General features: G+C 75.7%; 11 protein-coding genes. 9 read left to right on the top strand and 2 right to left on the bottom strand.

Annotation, left to right across the window (positions count from 1 at the left end):
* Positions 1–187: 187 nt before the first annotated feature.
* Positions 188–1,279: an alpha/beta hydrolase gene (locus tag ACZ7GJ_RS23395; protein WP_470754372.1), complete on the top strand. Its 1,092-nt coding sequence runs from the start codon at positions 188–190 to the stop codon at positions 1,277–1,279.
* Positions 1,280–1,318: 39 nt separating this feature from the next.
* Here ACZ7GJ_RS23395 and ACZ7GJ_RS23390 read toward each other — a convergent pair whose 3' ends face one another.
* Together ACZ7GJ_RS23390 and ACZ7GJ_RS23385 are read right to left on the bottom strand one after the other, a co-directional pair.
* Entirely contained in the window at positions 1,319–2,599 is a 1,281-nt protein-coding gene (locus ACZ7GJ_RS23390; protein ID WP_470754371.1) for a putative Ig domain-containing protein, read from the bottom strand.
* 139 nt (positions 2,600–2,738) lie between these two features.
* The gene (locus tag ACZ7GJ_RS23385) at positions 2,739–3,632 is read right to left on the bottom strand and encodes a LysR family transcriptional regulator (protein WP_470754369.1); all 894 of its coding nucleotides are present in this window, start codon (positions 3,630–3,632) and stop codon (positions 2,739–2,741) included.
* Between the two features lie 526 nt (positions 3,633–4,158).
* On the opposite strand from ACZ7GJ_RS23385, the gene ACZ7GJ_RS23380 reads away from it, so the two are divergent.
* From ACZ7GJ_RS23380 to ACZ7GJ_RS23345, 8 genes are all read left to right on the top strand, one after another.
* Positions 4,159–11,040, top strand: a complete 6,882-nt coding sequence (locus ACZ7GJ_RS23380; RefSeq protein WP_470754367.1) for an SDR family NAD(P)-dependent oxidoreductase — start codon at positions 4,159–4,161, stop codon at positions 11,038–11,040.
* Positions 11,033–15,649, top strand: a complete 4,617-nt coding sequence (locus tag ACZ7GJ_RS23375; protein ID WP_470754365.1) for a beta-ketoacyl synthase N-terminal-like domain-containing protein — start codon at positions 11,033–11,035, stop codon at positions 15,647–15,649. The genes ACZ7GJ_RS23380 and ACZ7GJ_RS23375 overlap by 8 nt, the downstream gene beginning before the upstream one ends.
* The gene (locus tag ACZ7GJ_RS23370; RefSeq protein ID WP_470754363.1) at positions 15,639–16,004 is read left to right on the top strand and encodes an acyl carrier protein; all 366 of its coding nucleotides are present in this window, start codon (positions 15,639–15,641) and stop codon (positions 16,002–16,004) included. The genes ACZ7GJ_RS23375 and ACZ7GJ_RS23370 overlap by 11 nt, the downstream gene beginning before the upstream one ends.
* Before the next feature lie 7 nt (positions 16,005–16,011).
* Positions 16,012–16,848, top strand: a complete 837-nt coding sequence (locus ACZ7GJ_RS23365; protein ID WP_470754362.1) for an alpha/beta fold hydrolase — start codon at positions 16,012–16,014, stop codon at positions 16,846–16,848.
* Complete coding sequence (locus ACZ7GJ_RS23360; RefSeq protein WP_470754360.1) at positions 16,845–18,011, top strand: glycosyltransferase; 1,167 nt, start codon at positions 16,845–16,847, stop codon at positions 18,009–18,011. The genes ACZ7GJ_RS23365 and ACZ7GJ_RS23360 overlap by 4 nt, the downstream gene beginning before the upstream one ends.
* A gap of 74 nt (positions 18,012–18,085) precedes the next feature.
* A complete protein-coding gene (locus ACZ7GJ_RS23355; protein WP_470754359.1) occupies positions 18,086–19,936 on the top strand; it encodes a methyltransferase domain-containing protein in 1,851 nt (616 codons plus the stop codon).
* Between the two features lie 386 nt (positions 19,937–20,322).
* Positions 20,323–21,090 carry a galactokinase gene (locus ACZ7GJ_RS23350; protein WP_470754357.1) on the top strand — a complete coding sequence of 256 codons (768 nt, stop codon included), beginning with the start codon at positions 20,323–20,325 and terminating at the stop codon, positions 21,088–21,090.
* A gap of 38 nt (positions 21,091–21,128) precedes the next feature.
* The gene (locus tag ACZ7GJ_RS23345) at positions 21,129–22,388 is read left to right on the top strand and encodes an alkaline phosphatase family protein (RefSeq protein WP_470754354.1); all 1,260 of its coding nucleotides are present in this window, start codon (positions 21,129–21,131) and stop codon (positions 22,386–22,388) included.
* Positions 22,389–22,392 lie beyond the last annotated feature (4 nt).

Here is a 22,392-nt window from a genome sequence, read left to right as displayed (position 1 = left end):
CACAGGACACCAGCGCGCCCGGCGTCCTCCGGGCAGCGCCACTGCCCTCACCTTTGAACCTACCCCGGGAGCGCGGCCATGCCACCCGGATGGCCCTCCACCCGGGGGGCGCGAGCGCCGTACATTAAACGGGTTGTCCGGACATCACTCGTATGTCGCCGTCCCGGACGTCAGGAGCCGGTGCGCAGTGGAGCTGACCAGTACGTCGTTCCTCGTCACGCTGATCGTCGTCACCGTGCTCGCCATGCTCGCCGCACTGCTGCTGTGGAACCGGATCCCCGGGCCGGGCTGGCTGCGCTGGCCCGCGCGGCTCGTGATGATCGGCCTGTGTCAGCTCACCGCCATCTGCGTGGTGGCCACGTGGATCAACGGGAGCTACGGGCTGTACTCCTCGTGGGACGACCTGCTGGGCACCCCCACCGGCGAGGACGCCTCCGTGATGACGGGGCCGCCGCTGGGCAGGGCCAAGTTCACCCAGGGCAGCGACGGCACCCAGGTCACCTACTTCCGCGGCTCCCACTCGAAGCTCGCCGGGCAGGTCACCGTATGGACTCCCCCGGAGTACAGCGCGCCCGGGGCGGAGAAGACCCGGTTCCCCGTACTGATGCTGCTGCACGGCTACCCGGGCTCGCCGCGGACCTGGATCGACCTCGGCAACATGCCGGGCGCGCTGGACCAACTCGTCCAGGTGGGCGCGGCGCACCCGTTCATCCTGGTGATCCCGGAGCTCTACCCGGGCGGGGTGAACACCGACTGCACGAACACCCCGCAGCGCAAGCTGGCCAGCTGGCTGGCGGAGGACGTGCCGGATCTGGTCGCCAAGAACTTCCGGACCCTCCCGGAGCCCAAGGGCTGGGGGCTGATGGGCGTCTCGACCGGGGCCTTCTGCGCGGCCAAGCTGCCGCTCCAGTACCCGAAGGCCTTCCGGGCGGGCGTGGCCCTGGACCCGGACCCCCTGACCGGGGATCCGGGGGTGCTGGCCGACCCGGTCCTGCGTGAGCGCAACAGCCCGATGTGGCTGGTCCAGCACGTCAAGAAGGCGGACGTCGGGCTGTTCCTGGCCACGTCGGCGCAGGACAAGGACAGCCCTCCCGATCAGCTGGCCGCCTTCGTCAAGGCCGCGGAGGGCAGCGGGGTACGGGTCAAGACCCTGGTGCGACCTCAGGGCGGCCACAACTTCCAGACCTGGACCGGGATGTACCCGGACGCGCTGGGCTGGCTGAGTACGGAGATCTCGCCGCCGGCGGGCGGGGCGGACACCCCGGTGCCACTGCGCTAGGTCCCTGCTCCTGAGCGCCCGTGGGCGCCCGTCGGTGGGTCAGAACCAGTTGAGGGTGAGGGGGAAGGTGGTGGTTGCGGTGGTGGGGGTGGTGTCGGTTGCGGTGGCGGTGATCTGGACGGTTCCGATGGCCCAGGGTTTGCCGGTGATGCGGCCGGTGTTGGTGTCGAGGGTGAGGCCGAAGGGGAGTCCGGTGGCGGTGTAGCGGGCGGGGGGTTTGCCGCCGGTGGTGGTGAGTTGGATGGTGCAGGTCTGGTTGAACTTGCAGGTCTGGGGGCCGGGGTTGGTGATCTTCAGGTCACCGGGAGTCGGGGTCGGGGTGGGCGTCGGAGTGGGTGTGGGCGTCGGAGTCGGGGTAGGGGTAGGGGTAGGGGTAGGTGTGGGCGTAGGTGTGGTGCCGCATCCGGGGGTGGCCTCGGGCGGCAGCGGGACCCGCCAGATCTGGGTGTCGTTCTCCGAGCCGACCAGCAGGTTCGTGCAGTCGGCGTACGTCACCGTCTCGCCCTGGGACTGCGCGGGCAGGGCCACGTCCGCGAGCTTGGTCCCGGCGGCGCTGTACACGGAGGCCGTGTTCGCGCCGAGCGGCCCGCCGCTGCGCAGGGTGTACGAGGCACCCGACGGCGAGAACGCGCCGTCGGTGGCGAAGACCGGTCCCGGCCGGACCGCGGTGAGGGTGCCCAGCTGGCCGGCGACCGGCGGCAGCGGAGCCTTGTACAACTGGCCCGCGGCGCCGATCAGTTTGCTGGCGACGTAGAGCTGACCCGTGACGGGGTCGGCGAGCAGGGACTCGGCGTCGTGCTTGCCGTCGGCGTAGGCGAAGCGGTAGGTGACCGGGGTGACAGCGGCGTTGGCGAGCTGGTCGGGTTCGGGGAAGCTGTGCACGGTGATCTCGGCGCGGTTGGCGAAGTTGTCCCCGATGTCGCCGACCAGGATCACCGGGCCGCCGGCCGCGTCCTTGCCGAGGGCGAGGCCCTCCCAGTCGGTGTTGCCCACGCCGGAGACGGTGAAGGTGGCCTTGAGCTGCCCCGTGACGCCGTTGCAGTCGATGGCGAAGACCTGGTTGGTGTTGCCGCTGTCGTTGACGGCGTAGAAGACACCGGGGTGCTTGCGGCTCATGGCGAGACCGCTCTGTTCCGCCAGACCGCCGGGGAGGGTGCACTTCTTCTCGGGCGCCAGGGCGTCGGCGGCCGCGGCCGCGGTCACGGGTGCGGCTGAGGAGGCGGTGGCGCTGGTCATCCAGGCGGCCGCCGGCAGGAGGGTGGCGAGCGCCGCGGTCGCGATGACGGCGGCGGCCCGTGGGGGTGTGAGGTGTCGGGACATGCGCACAATGTGATGGGCCGTCAGTCAGTGGCGCCAGCGTCAACGGCAGCCCGTTTGAGCATCGTTCAATGCCGTGCGGGCATGCCTGACGGGTCGCCCGAGCCCTTCCGGTCGGCCGGGCCGCCGTCCGCCGGGCCGGTCAGGGCGCGGGCTCCCGGATGGGCGTGTTGTGCCGGGCGTGCGCGATGAACGCGCGCGCCGCCCGGCCCAGCGGCCGCCGGGCATGCGCGATGCCCACCGGGCGCAGCAGGGGCGGGGTGAAGGAGCGGATCTCCGCCCGACTGCCGAAGGCCCTGGTCACGACGTCCCGGTACCAGATGAGGGAGCCGCGGCCGTCGGTCACGCCCGTCACCCAGGCGAGGCGCTCGTCCACCTCCAGGCTCGGAACGGGGCGCACGCCCAGGCAGCTGAACATGGCCTCCATCTCGGTACGCCGGCCGGTCCCCGGGCAGGGCAGCACCATGGGCAGCCCGTCGAGCGTCCGGAACGGCACCGGGTCGGGCAGCCGCGAGCCGATCGGCGAGATCAGCACCACCTCGCGCTCCTGGATGTGGTGGGTGGACAGACCGCTGTCGACGGGCAGGTCGACGAGAGCCAGCTCGGCCCTGCCTTCGGTCAGTTCCTGGACCAGGACCTCCCGGCTGTCGTGCTGCTGGAGTCGCACGTCGACGCCGGGGTGGCGTTCGGTGAAGCCCGTCACCAGGTCGGTGGCCAGGTCGAGGGCCAGGGTGGGGGTGGTGACGAGGGTGAGGACGTCCCGGGTCACGTTGCCGTGCGGGGTCCCGATGTCGTCGATCGCCTCCACGGCGTTGAGGACGGTCCGCGCCAGCCGGACGACCCGGGCCCCTTCCGGCGTGAGGTCCACCCCCCTTCCCCGCCGGGCGAGGAGTTCGACGCCGAGGTCGCGTTCCATGGCCTGGACGGCCCGGGACAGGGCGGACTGGGCAACGAAGACCGAGGCGGCCGCGCCGGTGATGGAGCGGCAGTCCGCGACGGCGACCAGGTAGCGAAGCTGCGCGAGGGTGGGGGTCATGACCGGACGGTAACCGCGCGATGCTGTACCTGTAAGGGCCGACGGGTGAACAAATGTCCGCCTCACCAAAGGCTTTCATGCCGGAACGGCGACAAGACAGACCGGTGCGGCATGACCTCGGGCCCGGCGGTACGCCGTCCCGCGGGCCGGGGTACCGCCGCCCGGGCGGGGAACGCGCAGGCCACCGGGTCGGCGAGGGGTGGATTCCGGTCCGCCCGGGGCGTGTTCGGGGCGCGCCGCGGGTGCCGGGGATCCGAAGCAACGTACTCCGTATGCCCGTTGACAGTGCGCGGCGACCACCGCACGATGCAACCCGGCATCGGGGAAGTTGACCAACGTTCAAGACCGCCGTCCCCCGTGGCGGATCGCCCGGCCGATCCGTGTGCCGCGCCGCGACGGTTCGCGTCGCGTCGCACCGCGCAGCCCGATGCACCCGTCCTTCGTCGCTCGGACCCCGGCACTCCCGGGGGCGTACCACCGCGTCCGGCCCTGCGAAATGTGACACAGCACTCGATGAGGAGCGCCCGTGACCCCCCAGCCCGAGCCGTCCCCGCTGTCCGAGTCCTCCCCGCCGTCCGAGCCGTCGCCGCCGTCCGCCACCACCCGCGACCTCGTCGTCGCGGTCACCCCCTTCGAGGAGCCGAACCCCGGGATCGCCTCTGCCGCCGAACGGGCCGGGGCGCTCGGGCTGCTCGATCTCGGGCGGGACCCCGACGCCGCGCGGGCGGCCTTCGCCGAGCTGGACCGACGGATCGGGGGCCGCGGGAGCCGGTACGGGGTGCGGGTGCCCGCCGGGTGCCCGCTGGGGCCCGGCGAACTGCCGGCCGCGGTGGACACGGTGCTCCTCGCCGACCCGGCGGACCACACCCCCGAGCGGGTGGCCGGGTGGGCCGCGGGCGGCCTGCGCCGGGTGTGGGCCGAGGCGGTGAGCCCGGCGGAGGCGCGGACCGCGGTGGCCGCCGGGGTCGCGGCCGTCGTCGCCAAGGGCCACGAAGCGGCCGGCCGGGTCGGGTCGGCCACCACCTTCGTATTGCTCCAGCAACTGCTGGCCGGTCCCGGCCCCGGGGTGCCCGTCCTCGCGTACGGCGGCATCGGACCGCACACGGCGGCCGCGGCCGTCGCGGGCGGAGCCGCTGGCGTGCTGCTCGACGTACAACTGGCCCTGACCACGGAGGGGGCGGCCCCGCTACCGGCCGAAGTGGCCGCCGCTCTACGGTCCATGGACGGCTCCGAGACCCGACTGGTCGACGGCCGCCGGGTGTTCGCCCGGCCGGACCTGCCCCGGCCCGAAGGGGCGGCGGCCGAGCTGCTCGGAGCCCGGGACCTGCGCGCGCAGCTGCTGCCCGTCGGGCAGGACGGCGCCTCGGCGGCCCGGCTCGCGGCCCGCCACCGCACCGCGGGAGGCGTCCTTCAGGCCGTACGGGCCGCCGTGGCGGGGCACTTGGCGGCAGCCGCAGCGGCCCGGCCCCTGCTGCGGCCGCGACCCGTCGCGCAGGGCCCCATGACCCGGGTGAGCGACCAGGCGGCCTTCGCCGAGGCGGTGGCCACCGAAGGCGGGGTCCCGTACCTGGCCCTCGCGGTGATGGAGGGCCCCGACGTACGCCGGCTGCTCGCCGAGACGGCCCGCCGGCTGGGGGACCGCCCCTGGGGCGTCGGCCTGCTCGGCTTCGCCCCGCCCGAGCTGCGCCGGGAGCAGCTCGCGGCCGTCGCCGAGGCACGCCCGCCGTACGCGATCATCGCCGGCGGCACCCCCGCGCAGGCGGCCCCCCTGGAGGCGGCCGGGATCTTGACGCACCTGCACGTGCCCTCCCCGGGGCTGCTGGAGCGGTATCTCGCCGAAGGTGCACGGCGGTTCGTGTTCGAGGGGCTGGAGTGCGGGGGCCATGTCGGGCCGCGGGCCTCGTTCCCGCTGTGGGAGGAGCAGATCGAGCTGCTGCTCTCCTGCCCCGAACCGGCCGCGCTCGACGTGCTGTTCGCGGGCGGTGTCCACGATGCCCGGTCCGCCGCGATGGCGGTGGCGGCCGCGGCTCCGCTGGCCGAGCGGGGAGCACGGATCGGGGTGCTGATGGGGACCGCGTACCTGTTCACCGAGGAGGCCGTGACGGCGGGCGCGGTACTGCCGGTCTTCCAGCGGGCGGCGGTGGAGTGCGCGGACACCGTGCTGCTGCACACCGCGCCCGGACACGCCACGCGCTGCGCGGCCACCCCGTACGCCGAGACCTTCGAGGCGGCCCGGCGGCGGCTCACGCAGGACGGGACCGAGGCGCGCGCGGTGTGGGAGGAGTTGGAGCGGTTGAACCTGGGCCGGCTGCGGATCGCGAGCAAGGGGCTGCGCCGGGGTTCGGCCGGACTCGAACCGGTCGGGGAGGAACAGCAGTACCACGACGGGCTGTTCATGCTCGGGCAGGCCGCGACACTGCGGTCCGCAACGACGACGATCGCCACACTGCACGGCGAGGTCACCGAAGGCGCCACCGCGCTGCTGGAGCGGCGGGCCCGGGACTTCGCGGCCGCCGCACGGCCGGAGCCGGCCGAACCGCTCGACATCGCCATCGTGGGGATGGCCTGCGCCTACCCCGGGGCACCCGACCTCGCCGCCTACTGGGCGGCCGTCCTGGGCGGGAAGGACGCGGTGACCGAGGTCCCGGTCGAGCGCTGGGACCCGGCGCTCTACTACGACGCCGACCCGGGGCGGGCCGGCGAGCGCACCCCGTCCCGCTGGGGCGGCTTCCTGGACCCGGTGCCCTTCGACGCCCTCGCGCACGGCATCCCGCCGGCCTCGTTGGCCGGAATCGAACCGGTGCAGCTGCTGGCGCTGGAGATCTCGACGCGCGCCCTCGCGGACGCCGGATACGGCAAGGAGCGCGCCTTCGACCGCTCGCGGACCTCGGTGGTGTTCGGCGCGGAGGCCGGCACCGAGCTGGCGGGTGCGTACGGTCTGCGCGCGCTGCACCCCGCCTACCTGGGCGATCTGCCGCCGGAGTTGGACGGTCAACTGCCCCGGCTGACCGAGGACTCCTTCCCCGGCGTCCTGGCCAACGTGATCGCCGGCCGCGTCGCCAACCGCCTGGACCTCGGCGGCGCGAACTGCACGGTGGACGCGGCCTGCGCCTCCTCGCTCGCCGCCCTTGACCTCGCCTGCCGCCAACTGCGCGACGGGGACAGCGACATGGTGCTGTGCGGGGGCGCGGACGTGCACAACGGCATCAACGACTACCTGATGTTCGCCTCCGTACGGGCCCTGTCGCCTACCGGTCGCTGCCGGCCGTTCGACGCGGCCGCCGACGGGATAGCCCTCGGTGAGGGCGTCGGCGCGCTGGTGCTCAAGCGGCTCGCGGACGCGGAGCGCGACGGCGACCGCGTGTACGCGGTGGTCAAGGCGGTCGGGGCGGCCAGCGACGGCCGCTCCCTCGGCCTGACCGCGCCCCGGCCGGAGGGCCAGCGGCGGGCACTGGAGCGGGCCTACGCGCGGGCCGGGATCACGCCGGCCGAGGTGGGCCTGGTGGAGGCGCACGGCACCGGCACGGTGGTCGGGGACAGCACGGAACTGGCCGTGCTGAGCGACCTGTTCGCCTCCTCGGGCGCCGCGCCCGGCTCGTGCGCCCTGGGCTCGGTGAAGTCCCAGCTCGGACACACCAAGTGCGCGGCGGGCCTGGCCGGGCTGATCAAGGCGGCCCGGGCGGTGCACGCGGGCGTGCGGCCGCCGACGCTGCACCTCACCGCGCCGAACCCGGCGTGGGACGCGGAGCGGAGCCCCTTCTTCTTCGACACCGAGGCCCGGCCCTGGGCGGCGCCGGTGGAGCGGCGGATCGCCGGTGTGAGCGCCTTCGGCTTCGGGGGCACCAACTACCACGCGGTGCTCGCCGGTTACTCCGGCGCGGCCGAGCCGGCGCACGGCCACGAGGAGTGGCCGGCCGAGCTGTTCTGCTTCCGCGGCGAGGACCGGCGCGCGGCGGGTCGGGCGATGGCGCGGCTGGCGGCGCGGCTGGAGGAGAACGACGCGGCCGGGCGGCCCTGGGCGCTGCGCGACCTCGCGGCCGAGAATTCCCTGGCTGCGGGCCCGGCCCGGGGTGCCGGGCAGGGCGTGGGGCAGGGCGCGGGGCAGGGTGCCGGACGGGACACGATCCGGGTCGCGGTCGTCGCCGCCGACCTGGACGAGCTGGCGGACCGGCTGGAGCGGGCCCGGGCATTCACCTCGGGCCCGGGGGTCCACGTACGGGAGGAGGCGGCGGATCCGGGCCGGGTGGCGTTCCTGTTCCCGGGGCAGGGCAGCCAACGCGTAGGCATGCTGGCCGAGTTGTACGCCGCCTTCCCGGCGCTGCGCGCACAGCTCGACGAGGCCCCGGATGCGGTCGTCTCGGCGGTGTTCCCCCCGGCCGTGTTCACCGCCGGGGCCCGGGCGGAGCAGCGGGCCGCGGTCACCGACACCCGGGTGGCGCAGCCCGCGCTCGGGCTGGCGGGGGTCGCGGCGTACCGGCTCCTCGGGGGGCTCGGCGTACGGCCGGACTGCGTGGCGGGGCACTCGTACGGGGAGCTGACCGCGCTGTGGGCGGCCGGGGTGTACGACACGGCGGGCCTGCTGCGCCTCAGCGGGCGGCGGGCCGAGGCGATCCTCGCGGCCGCCGGGGACGATCCGGGAGCGATGGCCGCGGTGGCGGCCGCGCCGGAGGAGGTGCGCGAGCTCGCGGCGCGGGCCGGGTGCGTGGTGGCGAACCACAACGCACCACGGCAGTGCGTGATCTCGGGACCCACGGCAGCGGTCTCGGCGGCGGTGGACGCGCTGCGCGGGGCCGGCCTGTCGGGCGAACTCCTCCCGGTGGCCTGCGCGTTCCACAGCGGGGTGGTGGCCGCGGCGGCCGGGGAGCTGGCCGCCGAGCTGGCCGGTACGGACCTGTCCCCCGCTGCCGTCCCTGTGTGGTCGAACACCACGGCGGAGCCGTACCCGGCCGAGCCCGGTGCGGTACGGGACCTCCTGGCGCGGCAGGTGGCCTCGCCGGTCCGCTTCGTGGAACAGGTGGAGGCCATGTACGCCTCCGGAGTACGGACCTTCGTGGAAGCGGGCCCCGGGCGGGTCCTGTCCGGGCTGGTGGGACGCATCCTCGGCGGGCGCCCGCACACGGTGGTGCCGCTGGACGTGCCGGGCGAGCCCGGGCTGCGCCGGCTGGTCACGGCGCTGGCGGAACTGGCGGCGGCGGGCGTCCCGGTGGACCCCGAGCCGTTGTTCCGGGGCCGGTGCGCCCCGCTGCCCGAGCGGGCTCCGCGCCGCCCGGGCTGGCTGGTGGACGGCCATCTGGTCCGCACCGCGGACGGCGCCCCGGTCGCGGGCGGGCTGCAACCCGCCCGTCGCGTGGCGCCGGCGGCGGCACCGACGGCCGCGTCCTCGCCCGCGCCCGCGCCCTCGGCGGACCGCCGCGAGGAGGCCCTGCTGGAGTACCTGCGCGGGACGCGCGAGCTGGTCGAGGCGCAACGGGACGTGCTGCTGGGATATTTGGGAACCACGGCGGCACCGACGGCTGCCTCTGTGACGGACGCGCGGTGGGCGGCGGCGGTAAACGGCCACCCCGCGCGCGGCGCTGCCGACAGCTCGGCTCCGGCTCCGGATCCGGCTCCGGCCGACGAACCGCATCCGGCAGGCTCCGGCGCAGCGGCCCTGACTCCCACGGAGGTCATGGACGCGGTGCTGGAGATCGTCCACACCCGGACCGGGTATCCGCGGGACATGCTCGGTCCCGAGCTCGATCTGGAGGCGGACCTGTCCATCGACTCCATCAAGCGGGTCGAGATCATCGGCGCCCTCGCCGACCGCATCGGCCTCCCCCAGGACCCCGGCGGCTCTGCCGAGTCCGCGGTCGAGGAGCTGTCCCGGATCAAGACCCTGCGCGGCATCGTCGACTGGATCGCCGCCCGTACCACGCCCCCCGAACAAGCCGCCGGCACACAGCCCGAGCCTCGGGCCGGGGCCGGGGTGCCGGTGGGGGCGGCGGTTGCGCGGCTGCGGGTGGACACGGTGGCCGTCGGGGACGCCGGCGGGGACATGGAAGCGCTGCGGGGGCTGCGGATCGGGGTGGTCGAGGACGGGCAGGGCCTGGCCGCGGCCCTGGGTGCGGCCCTGCGGGAGCACGGGGCCGAGGTGGACCTCCTGGCGGAGGCCGGGCCCGGGTTCCACGGGGTCGTCGACCTCTCCGCGCTGCGGGCCGAGCCGGGGGCCGAGCCCGTGCTGCCCGGGGCGTTCGCCGCGCTCCAGCGCGCCCTGACCGGCGGGGTGGGCCGGCTGCTCCTCGTGACCGCGCCCGGCAGTGCCGGCGCCGGCCTGCACGGCTTCGCCCGCAGCGCCGCCGTCGAGTTCCCCGGCACGCTGGTCCGCGCCGTGGGCGTGCACCCCAAGGAAGCCCCCGAGCAGGTCGCCGCGCAGCTCCTCGCAGAGCTGGCCGGGGCGGCCGACGGGCCCGCCTCCGTCGCCTACACCGCCGAGGGGGTACGGGTGTGCCGCCGCGCGGTGCCCGCTCCGCTGCCCGAGGCGGAGTCCGCCGCGGAGTCCGCCGCCCCGGCCCGGCTCCTGGAGCCCGGCTCCGTGGTGCTGCTCACCGGCGGCGCCCGCGGGATCACCGCCCGCGGCGCGCTCGCCCTGGCCGCCGCCACCGGATGCCACGTCGAGCTGATCGGACGCACGCCAGAACCGGCTGCCGAGGCCGAGGAGCTCGGGCACGCCCACGACCGGGTCGCCCTGCGCGCGGCCCTGATCGGCGCGGGCCTGCGGACCCCCGCGGAGATCGAGGCCGCGGCTTCGCGGATCCTCGCCGAGCGCGAGGTACGGGCCAACCTGGCCGCCCTCCGCGAGGTGGCGGCCTCGGTGCGCTACCACTGCGCGGACGTCACCGACGAGCGGGCCGTACGGGGTGTCGTGGCCGACGTACGGGCCCGGCACGGCCGCCTGGACGGCATCGTGCACGGTGCGGGCACACTGCGCGACGGGCTGCTGTGCGACAAGCAACCGGCGGCGTTCGCCGAGGTGTTCACCACCAAGGTGGCCGGCGCCCGGCACCTCGCGGCCGCGGCGGCCGAGCACGGCGACACCCCCGCACCGCGGTTCCTCGTCCTGTTCGGCAGCGTCGCGGGCGTGTACGGGAACCGCGGTCAGACGGACTACGCCGCCGCCAACGACGCGCTCGACACGCTCGCCCTGGCCTGGGCCGGGACGTTCCCCGGCCGGGTGCTCAGCGTCGACTGGGGTCCCTGGGCGGCCGAGGCGGGCGGGATGGTCACCCCCGAGCTGGAGCGGGCGTACGTGCGGCGCGGCATCCCGCTCATCGCCCCCGAAGCGGGCACCGCGGCGCTCCTGGCCGAACTCGCGCACGGGTCCGACGTACAGGTGGTCCTGATGGCGCAGGAGGGCGGCGGCCATGAGTGAGCGACGACAGCGCGGCCCGCGGCCCACCGACGCGGCCGTCGTCGGGATGGGGGCGGTGTTCCCCGGTGCCGGTGACCTGGCGGCGTACCGCCGCAACCTCCTCGCCGGTACGGACTGCATCGGCGAGGTCCCGCCCGGGCGTTGGGACCCGGAGGTGTACTACGACCCGGCCGGCGCCACGGGTCCGGCGGCAGGCGACCGGTTCTACTGCCGGCGCGGGGGTTTCGTCGACGGCCTGGCGGCCTTCGACCCGACCCGGTTCGGGATCATGCCGGCCGCCGTGGAGGGCGCCGAGCCGGACCAGATGCTGGCCCTGCACGCGACCGCGGAGGCCATCGCCGACGCGGGCGGCGAGGAGCGGCTGCCGGCCGACCGCTCCCGGATCGGGGTGGTGCTGGGGCGCGGCGGGTTCATGGGCGTGGCCACTGCCCGACTCGACCAACGGGTGCGTACGGCACACCAGTTGGCGCAGACCTTGCGCGAACTCGCCCCGGAGCTGGGCGAGCGGCGGATCGCGGCGGTGCGCTCGGCCTTCCAGGACGCGCTGGGGCCCGAGCGCCCCGACGCCTCGATCGGCCTGGTGCCGAGCTTCACGGCCGCCCGGACGGCGAACAGGCTGGACTTCCGCGGCCCCGCCTACACCCTGGACGCGGCCTGCGCCTCCTCGCTGCTGGCCGTGGACCAGGCGGTGGGGCTGCTGGCGGGCGGGCGCTGCGACGCGGTGGTGGCGGGGGCGGTGCACCACTGCCACATCGCCACGCTGTGGAGCGTGTTCACGCAGTTGCGGGCGCTCAGTCCGAGCGAGCGGATCCGGCCCTTCGACCGGCGGGCCGACGGCACCTTGCTGTCGGAGGGCACGGGGGTGGTGCTGCTGAAGCGGCTGGCGGACGCGGAGCGGGACGGCGACCGGATCTACGCCGTCGTCCGGGGCACCGGCGTGGCCGGGGACGGCCGGGCGGCCAGCCTGATGAGCCCGCTGGTCGCAGGCCAGGTACGGGCCCTGGAGCGGGCCTGGCGGGAGGCCGGACTGGATCCCCGGGCGGCCGGCGCGCTGGGCCTGCTGGAGGCGCACGGCACGGGCACGCCGGTGGGTGACGCGGCCGAACTCGACACGCTGGCGCAGGTGTTCGGGCCCGCGGACGGATCCGGACCGGGCATCGGGTTCGGCTCCGTGAAGTCGATGGTCGGGCACACCATGCAGGCCTCCGGGATGGCCGGGCTGATCAAGGCCGTGCTCGCGGTCCACGAGGGGGTCCTGCCGCCGACGCTGCACCTGGAGGAGCCGCATGCGGACCTGGCCCGGACGCGGATGCGGCCGGTGACGGCGGCGGAGCCCTGGGAGCGCGGCCCGGCGCCGCGCCGGGCGGGGGTCAACGCGTTCGGGTTCGGCGGGATCAACGCGCACGTGGTGCTGGAGGAGGCGCCGGGCTCCGCGGCCACGGCCGCCCCGGTGCGGCGGTTCCTGCCCCTGGGCCCGGCGGGCGCCGCGCCGGGCGACCCGGCCGCGCGGGACGACGTACTCCTGCTCGCGGCGCACGGCCCTGCGGAGCTGGCGGCGCTGCTGGCGGAAACGGCGGCGGCGGCCGGGCCGGGTGTCGCCGGGGCCGGGCCGGCCTCCGTCGGGGACGGGCCGTGCCGGCTCGCGGTGGTCGGGCCGACCCCGCAGCGCCTCGCGCTGGCCGCGAAGGTGGTGGCGCGGGGCCGGGCCTGGCGCGGGCGCGGGGACGTGTGGTTCGCGCCGCAGCCGCTGGGCGGGCGGGTCGCGTTCCTCTTCCCGGGCCTGGAACCGGAGTTCGCGCCGGTGCTCGCCGATGTGGCGGACCGGCTCGGGCTGGCGCAGCCACCACTGAGCCGGGGCGGGGAGCTGATGGAACGCGCCCTGGACGCCATCGCGACGGGCCGCTTCTTCGCGCGGGTCCTGCCGGAACTCGGCATCGAGGCCGATGTGTTGGCGGGCCACAGCCTGGGTGAGTGGGCGGCGATGGTCGCGGGCGGGATGTACCCGCCGGACGCCGCCGACGCCTTCCTCGGCTCGCTGCGGCCGGGATCGCTCAAGGTCCCCGATCTCGTGTACGCGGCGCTCGGCTGCGGGGCGGGGCGCGCCGAGGCCGCGCTGCACGGGGTCGACGGGGTGGTGGTCAGCCACGACAACTGCCCGCACCAGTCGGTGGTCTGCGGAATCCCCGCCGGGGTGTCCGAGGTCCTGGACCGGCTGCGCGGCGAAGGGGTCCTGGGCCAGGAGCTCCCCTTCCGCTCGGGCTTCCACACGCCGATGTGGGAGCCGTACCTGGGCCAGGTCCGCGCCGCCTTCGCCCGGCTGCCGCTACGGCCTTCCGCCCTCCCGGTGTGGTCGGCGACGACCTGCGCGCCGTTCCCGTCCGGGCCGCAGGAGGTACGGGAGTTGGTGGAGCGGCACCTGCTGGAGCCGGTGCGCTTCCGGGAGTTGACGCTGCGGCTGTACGAGGAGGAGGGCGTGCGGACCTTCGTGACACTGGGCCCGGGCAGCCTGCCGGGCTTCGTCGAGGACACCCTGCGCGAGCGCCCCCACCTCTCGGTGTCCACCGCGTCCCCCCGCCTCCAGGGCCTAGCGGCCCTGCGCCGCACCTGCGCCGCCCTCTGGACGGAGTCCCGATCCCCCCGTTGGTCCCGCCTGACCCCCGGGGCCCCCGCCCGGATCCGGGACGCGGCACCCGGCACACCCCGACCGACCGACCCGGGCCGAGACGGAGCGGGCAGTTCGGCCGGCTCCGGGCGGGCGGTGGTCGGTGTCCGCGGGGGTGTCGGCGGTGGGCTGGGTGGGGCGGCCGTGGTGTTGGACCTCGGGTCGCCGTTGGTTCGGCTGGGGGAGGCGGCGCGGGTCGCGCTCGGCGGGCTGCTGTCGGCGGCCGCGCCGGACCCCGCGCCCGGCCCCGCGCCCGCGTACGGGCGGCCGGTGTTGCTGTCCGCCCTGGACGCAGTCCTCGCGGACACCCGCTCGGCGGCAGCCCAGCTCACCGAGGCCTGGTCCGCCGCGCGCTCCTCCGCCCCGGCCGGCGGGCCCGGCGGAGCCACCGGCAACCGCATCCTGCGGCTCTCGCTCGGCACGCTCCCGTACGTCCGCGACCACTGCGTCTACCTCCAGCCCGACGGATGGCCCGAGGATTCCGACCGGTTCCCGGTCGTGCCCATGACGACCATGCTGGAGCTCGCCTCCGAGGCCGCGCTCGGGGACGCCCCGCCCGGCACGGCCGTGCTCGGCTACGACGACGTACGGGCCCTGCGCTGGCTCCCCGTCGAGCCCGCCGTCGACGTCGAGGTCACCACCCGCCCCGACGGCCCCGGCCGGATCCGCGTCGTCCTGGGCGAGTACGCCACCGTCGTCGTCCTGCTCGGCGAGCGCTACGGCGAGCCCCCCGCGCCGGACACCACCCCGATCCGGGACCCGCGCCCCGCCCCCGTCAGCGCCGAGGCGCTGTACCGCGACCGGTGGATGTTCCACGGCCCCCGGTTCGCCGGCGTCCACGAGGTCCGGACCGTCGGCGCCGACGGCATCCACGGAGTCCTGCGGGCGCTGCCCGACCCCGGCGCGCTGCTCGACGCCGCCGGGCAGCTCTTCGGGCACTGGATGCAGCTCCGACTGCCCGTGGACCGGCTCGTGTTCCCCGCCACCGTCGACCGGATCCGCTTCTACGGGGCGCCGCCCGCCCCGCACTCCCTGGTCGGGGCCACCGCCCGGATCCGCGAGGTCCGCGACACCACCGTGCGGGGCGATCTCGACCTGCTCGACGCCGCCGGCCGGCTCTGGGCCCGGATCGACGGATGGACGTACCGCCGGTTCGGCGCCGACGAGCGGGTCTGGCCGATGAAGTTCACCCCGGAGGTCTGCGGCATCGGCGAACCCCAGCCGGCCGGCTGGTGCCTGGCCCGGCGCCGGTGGACCGACCCCGCCTCGCAGGAACTGGTGATGCGCCGCTACCTCGGCGCCGCCGAACGCGCGGCGTACGAGGGGCTGTCCCCGCGCGCCCGGGCGCCCTGGCTGCTGGGCCGGATCGCCGCCAAGGACGCGGTGCGCCGGCTGCTGTGGGACGGCGGCACGGGTCCCGTGTTCCCGGCCGAGGTGCCCATCGGCAACGACCCGGCCGGCCGGCCCGTCGCCGGGGGCCCGCTCGCCCGCGGGCTGCGGCTGTCGATCGCCCACAAGGACCGGCTCGCCGTCGCCCTCGCGCACCGCGACCACGCGGTCGGCATCGACGTGGAGCCGGTGACCGCAGACCCCGACGCGCTGGTGCGGATCGCCCTCACCGCGGACGAACTGCGCCTCGCCGAGGCCCTGTCGGAGCGGGAGGGCGCGGAGCTGCCCGCCGCGCTCACCATGCTCTGGTGCGCCAAGGAGGCCGCCGCCAAGGCCGAGGGCGTCGGCCTCGGCGGTCGGCCGCGCGACTGGCACGTCGCCGACGACCCGGGCTCCGGCGGCCTGCGGGTGCTGTCCCCGGACGGGCACCCGTACCGCGTCCGCACCACCGCGTTGCCCGACGGCCACGTCGTCGCCTGGACCGCCCTGCCGGATTCGCCCCCGCCGACCCCCTCCCCCGTCCCCTTCCCCTTCATGGAGACCCGCCATGGCCACTGACATCCTCGCCGAGATCACCGGCATGCTCGTGGAGATCGTCGGAGACGAGTTCCTCCTCGCGGAGGAGGTGACGATGAGGACGACGTTCAACGAGGATCTCGCCCTGGAGAGCATCGAGTTCGTCGCGCTCGCCGAGCTGCTCCACCACCGCTACGGCGCCGGGGTGGACCTGATGGGCTTCCTCTCCGAGAAGGACATGGACGGCATCCTCGCCATGTCGGTCGGCGAACTCGTCACGCACATCGGCCGGATCACCCACGCCTCCCTGGCCCGCGGTGCGGCTGCGGACCCGACGAGCCCGACGAGCCCCGCCGCGACGAACCCGGCCGCGACGAGCGCCGCCCTGGCCGGCTGAGCCCGCCATGGCCTTCGTCTCCGCGGGCTCGCTCCGCTTCCACGTCCAGCAACTCCCGGCCACCGCCGGCCCGGACCGCCCCGTCGTCGTGTTCCTGCACGGGCTGGTCGTCGACAACCTCTCCTCCTTCTACTGCCCCCTCGCCCTGCCGGTGGCCCGCGCGGGGCACGAGGTCGTCCTCTACGACCTGCGGGGCCACGGCCGCAGCGAACGCCCGGCCACCGGCTACGACAGCCGCACCGCCGTACGCGACCTCCTCGCCGTGCTGGGCTCCATCGGCCTGGGCGGCCGCCCACTCCACCTGGTCGGCAACAGCTACGGCGGCACCCTCGCCCTGTACGCGGCCCTGGCCCGGCCCGACCTCGTGGCCGGGCTCACCCTCCTCGAACCGCCGCTCAGCGGAGCCTGGGTGGAGAACATGGTCGACACCCTGTCGGCCGCCGCGCTCAGCCTGGAGGACAGCCCGGTCCCGGCCGAGCTGCTCACCCTGCGGCTGCGCAAGGCCGCCCACCTCACGGCCATCGCCGACGCGCTGCTCAACCGCACCACGCTCATCGACGACATCGCCGCCAGCCGCACCTTCACCCCGGCGGACTACGCCCGGCTGCGCTGCCCGGTGCTGATCGTCTGCGGGGAGCACTCCGAACTCGTACCGGGTGCACGCGAGTTGGCCGAATACGCCGCGCGTGTCGCCTCGTTGGAGATCCTTCCGGGTCTGGGTCACGACGTACTGAAGGAGAGCAGCGGGGCGCTACGGGCGGCCGTGCTGGCCCACCTGGAGGCGACGGCCGCGCACCAGGCGCCCGGCCGGACCGGGACCCGGGTGGGAGCGCTGGTCCCATGAGGGTGCTGTTCGTGGTCCCGCCGCTGGCGGGGCACGTCAATCCGACGGTGGCCGTCGGGGCCGAACTGGCTTCCCGGGGGCACGAGATCGCCTGGACCGGTCCGGCCGGCCCGCTGGCCCGGCTGCTGCCCCCGTACGCCCGGATCCTGCCGTCAGGAGAGCGGGCCGGCGGCGGCTACGCCGACCTGCACGCGCGGTGGCGGGACCTGCGCGGGGTCGGGGCCCTGCGGTTCCTGTGGGAGGAGGCGCTGATCCCGCTGGCCCGGGCGATGGTGCCGGGGGTGGCGGAGGCGGCCCGAGCGTTCGGGCCGGACCTGGTGGTCGCCGACCAGCAGGCACTCGCGGGGCCGGTGGTCGCGCAGCGGCTCGCGATTCCCTGGGCGACGTCCGCCAGCACCTCGGCCGAGCTGACGCGGCCCTTCGCCGACTTCCCGAAGGTGGGGGACTGGGTGGCGGGGCAGATCGGCGGGCTCCTCGCCGAATGCGGCGGCGGGCCCGCCGCCGACTGGGATCCACGGTTCTCCGACCGGCTCGTGCTGGTCTTCTCCACCCCCGAACTCGTGGGCAGGGCGGAGGACTTCCCCTCCCACTACGCCTTCGTGGGCCCGGCCTTCGGGGCCCGTCCGACGGGGCCCGGATTCCCCTGGCAGGCCCTGGATCCGGAGCGGCGGCGGGTGCTCGTGTCCCTGGGAACGCTCAACCAGGAAGCCGGCGCCCGTTTCTACGGCGCGGTGCTCGGCGCCGCCGAACGACTCGTGGACGAGGTCCAGTTGGTACTCGTGGCACCCGCCGAGCTGATCGGGCCCGCGCCCGGCAACGTGCTGCACCTGGCGCGCGTGCCGCAGCCGGCACTGCTCCCGCACCTGGACGCGGTGGTCTGCCATGCCGGACACAACACCGTCTGCGAGGCCCTCGCGCACGGGCTGCCGCTGGTGGTCGCCCCGATCCGGGACGACCAGCCGATCGTGGCCCGGCAGGTGGTGGAGGCGGGGGCCGGGGTCCGGGTGCGGTTCGGCCGGACCCGGGCCGAGGAAATGCGGGACGCGCTCACGGCCGTGCTGGACGAGCCCGGCCCCCGCCGGGCCGCCCGGCGGATCCAGGCCTCCTTCGCCGCGGCCGGCGGAGCCGCCGCCGCGGCCGACCGGTTGGAGAAGCTCATATGACACCGTCCGCGCGCCCTCCGCTCCTCCCCCTTCCTTCCCTCCCTTCGCTCTCCTCTGCCGCCTCGCTCCCCCGGGTGCCGTGGGCCCGTGCCGCGGCGCTCGTCGCGCTCGGCGCGGGCACCGTGCGGGCGCGGCGGCGGCTGCGGGCGGTGCCCGTGCTGCCCGCCCCGCCGGCCACTCCCACCGGGCTGCCGCGGGCCGCCGGGTGGCGGCTCCTCTGCGCACGCGGGGTCGAGGCGGACGGCGCCACCTTCCTGGCCGCCTGCGCGTACGCCGAGCGGGAGGGCCTGCGGGTGCTGGACCTGCTGCCGGGCGATCTGGCCGCCGAGCGGGCGCTGGGGCTGCTGCGGCTGGTGGACCCGGCGCGCTACCGGGAGGACCGGCTGGGCAGGGGGCGCGGGGCCGGGTACGCCGTGCTCGTCGCCGAGGAGGTGCTCGCGCGGGCCGGCTGCGTCACGGACGGGCCGCGCCCGGAGCCTGCGGAACTCCTCGCGCTGCTCCGCCGTTTGAAGGAGTACGCAGCGGACTCGACCGGGCTGGTCATCGCCCCGGGGCTCAGCGCGGGTGCGCCGGCCGGGGCGAGCGGCCCGGCGCGGGTCGCCGAGCTGCGAGCCCAGGGCCTGCCCGCGGGGGCGCTGGCCGCGGCGCAGCTCGCGGGGCTGGCGCTGCTCGCGCGTGCCGCCGTACGCCAGGGCGGGTGGGGCGCGGCCGCGGCCGGGCTGTACTGGCTGCAGCCGTACCTGGCCCTCGGCGGGCCGGGGGCCCGGCTGCGGCCCGCTGATCTGGCCCGGGCCACGGCGGCCCGGCCGGCGCGCTCGCTCGGCGCGGGGCTGCGTACGCTCGCGGCGGCTGCTCGGGCGCGTACCGTCGCCGACTCCGACTCCGCGCGGACCGCTGCCGCGTACCGGGCCGAACTGGCCGACGGCACGGACCGGTTCCTCGAAGCGCGGCGACCGGACTGCCCGTGGTGCGGATCCGGGCAGCTCTCGGTCCAGGTCACGGTGCCGGACCTGCTCCAGGGCAAGCCGGGGAGTTTCACCCTGGAGCGCTGCGGGCGGTGCGCGCACGTCTTCCAGAACCCCCGACTCACCCCGGAGGGGCTGGAGTTCTACTACCGCGACTTCTACGACGGCCGCGGCGGCGAGGGTGCGGGCACCGTCTTCGGGCGGCTGGGTGCGGCGTACCGGGGGCGGGCCGAGATGCTGCGGCCGTACACCGGATCCGCCGCCCCGGCGTCCTGGCTCGATGTCGGCACCGGGCACGGCCACTTCTGCAATGCCGCCCGCGCGGTGTGGCCGCAGACCCGCTTCGACGGCCTGGACATGGGCGACGGGGTGCGCGAGGCGGAGGCGCGCGGGTGGGTGGAGACCGGGTTCCAGGGGCAGTTCCCGGAGTTCGCGGGGAAACTCGCGGGCCAGTACGAGGTGGTGAGCATGTACCACTACCTGGAGCACACCCGGGAGCCGCTCGCCGAACTGGACGCGGCGACGGCGGTGTTGGCCCCCGGCGGGCATCTGACCATCGAGGTCCCCGACCCGCAGTCGCGGATGGCCCGGCTGCTGGGGCCCGCGTGGCTGCCCTGGTTCCAGCCACAGCACCAGCACCTGATCCCGGCCGCGAACCTGCGGGAGGCGCTGGCCGACCGGGGGTTCACCGTGCTGTCCGAGCAGCACGGCCCGGCCCACCAGGGCAACGACTTCTTCGGGGCGGTGGCCCTGACGGCGTCCCGGCTGGCTCCGGATCCGGACCGCCCGTGGGCTCCCCCGGCCACGGCCCGGGCCCGTGTCCTCGCCGGCGCCGTACGGGCGGCGGCGCTCCCGCTGTTCGCCGGCGCGGCGGTGCTGGACGCCCTGCGCACGGCAGAGGCCCGCCGCGCGGACGGCGGAAACGCCTACCGAGTCCTGGCCCGCAAGGACACCCCGTGACACCCCCGACCGCCCGCCGCCCGGACACCCCGGGCCCGTCGGCCCCGCCGCACACCCGGCCGCCCGGCCCCTCCGCCCCACACCCCGCGGATCCCCACAGCCCCGCCACGCCCCCGCATGCGGGCACCGAAGCCGACTCCGCCGCCGAAGCCCCACCCCAAGCCCCCCACCGGACCGCCGCAGCACCACCCCGCCCCGCCGGGGGCGACCCGGAGCTCCGGGATGCCGCGGAGGGCGGCCGCGGCGCCGGAGGCGATTTGGCTCGGCGGGCTGGCGCCGATCCCCTGTTCCGGCTCGTCGCATATGCGTTGGAGGCCGCGCACGGGCGGGCTCCTGGGGCCGTGTGGAGTGCCCCGTACGCCTTTCACCTCGGGTCGCCCGGGCTCGTGGCCGCGGCCGGTTGGCCCGTGGCGGCCGCGGCCGCCCCCCGTACGGACGGGCTGGTGCGGCTCAGCTCCCTCGCCCACCCCGCCGACAGCTGCGATCTGCCGCTGACCCTGTGGGGGCCGGTGCCGGACGCCCCCGCCTGGGCCGTGCGGCCGTATGCCCTGCTGCGGGCGCTGGCCCGCGCCGGGTACGGCCGCGGCGGCACCGACCTGCACGTGCAGGGCTCGCTCACGCCGGCCGCCGGGCTGGCCACGGCGGAGCCCGCCGACTGCGCGCTCGCGCTCGCGGTGGCCGACGTACACACGCCGCCGGGCGAGGAGCCGGACCGCGCGGGCCTGGCCCGGCTGTTGGCCGGGACGCTGCCGGACGGGGACGACGCCCTGCGCCGGGCGGCGCTCTTCGCCCGGCCCGGCACCGCGCTGCTGTCGGGCGGCGCCGGACGCGCACCGCGGTACGTCGCCTTCGACCCGGCGGCCACGGGCGCGCGGCTGGTGCTGCTGGCGGTGCGCGGCGGCCCCGGGGCCGCCGACCGGCAGGCGGATCTGGCCCGGGCGGTGGCCTGCGCACGCCGGGCCGGGGCGCTGAGCGCCTGGCCGCCCGGGCACGGCCCGGGACCCGGACCGGGGCGCAGCGCGCTCGTGCTGCTGCCCGGGGCACGTCTGACGGCGGTGCGGGCCGCGGTCGCGGACGACTTCCGCGGCCGGGGTCGGCCCGTACCGCGCTTCCTGAACATCGCCGTGGCCGGTGCGGCACGGCGGGAGGAATGACACCAGCCAGTTCACCCACAACGAGGAGGAACCACCTCATGCGCACTCCCTCAAGACGGCGGGCCCGCCGGTCCGCACTGGTGGCAGGACTGGGCGCCATCGGGCTGCTCGGAGCCTTCACCATCGCCAACTCGGAGGCGGCGGTCGGCATTTCGGCCCCGGCCGCGGCCACCGGCAGCGCCGCGGCCGGGCTGCCCTCGTACGACCGCGTGGTCGTGGTGGTCTACGAGAACAAGCAGTACGGCGAGATCATCGGCAGCTCGGGCGCCCCCTACATCAACCAGCTGGCGAACGGCGGCGCGAGCCTGACCGGCATGAAGGCGCTGACCCACCCCAGCCAGCCGAACTACTTCAACCTGTTCTCCGGCGCCACCCAGGGCATCACCGGTGACGGCTGCTACACCCCCCAGTCGATGACCGCGGCCAACCTCGGCCAAGAGGTCATCGCGGCGGGCAAGTCCTTCGGCACGTACAACGAGGACCTGCCGAGCGAGGGTTCCACGGCGTGCACCAGCGGCCAGTACGCGCAGAAGCACAACCCCTGGTTCGCCTTCAAGAACGTCCCGCTCAACACCGGCAAGACGTGGGCGCAGTTCCCGCAGAACAACTTCGCGGCGCTCCCCAGCCTGTCCTTCATCGTGCCGAACCAGTGCAACGACATGCACTCCTGCTCGGTGGGCACGGGCGACACCTGGACGAAGAACAACCTCGACGCCTACGCGCAGTGGGCGAAGGCCAACAACAGCCTCCTGGTGCTCACTTGGGACGAGGACAACTACCTCGGCTCCAACCAGATCGCCACCGTCTTCTACGGGGCGCACGTCAAGACGGGCAAGTACGCGACCGCGTACAACCACCACCACCTGCTGCGCACTTTCGAGGACCTGTTCGGGACGGCCACGCACGCGGGCAACGCCGCCAACGTCCAGCCGATCACCGAGGTGTTCGACAGCACGACCCCGACCCCGACGCCTACCCCCACCCCGACTCCGACGCCCACACCCACTCCGACGCCCACCCCGACCCCGACTCCCGGTGACCTGAAGATCACCAACCCCGGCCCCCAGACCTGCAAGTTCAACCAGACCTGCACCATCCAACTCACCACCACCGGCGGCAAACCCCCCGCCCGCTACACCGCCACCGGACTCCCCTTCGGCCTCACCCTCGACACCAACACCGGCCGCATCACCGGCAAACCCTGGGCCATCGGAACCGTCCAGATCACCGCCACCGCAACCGACACCACCCCCACCACCGCAACCACCACCTTCCCCCTCACCCTCAACTGGTTCTGATACA

Source organism: Streptomyces sp. NPDC037242 (assembly GCF_055604165.1).
Note: the sequence above shows the minus strand (reverse complement) of the source record. Positions and strands in the feature narration are given on the sequence as shown.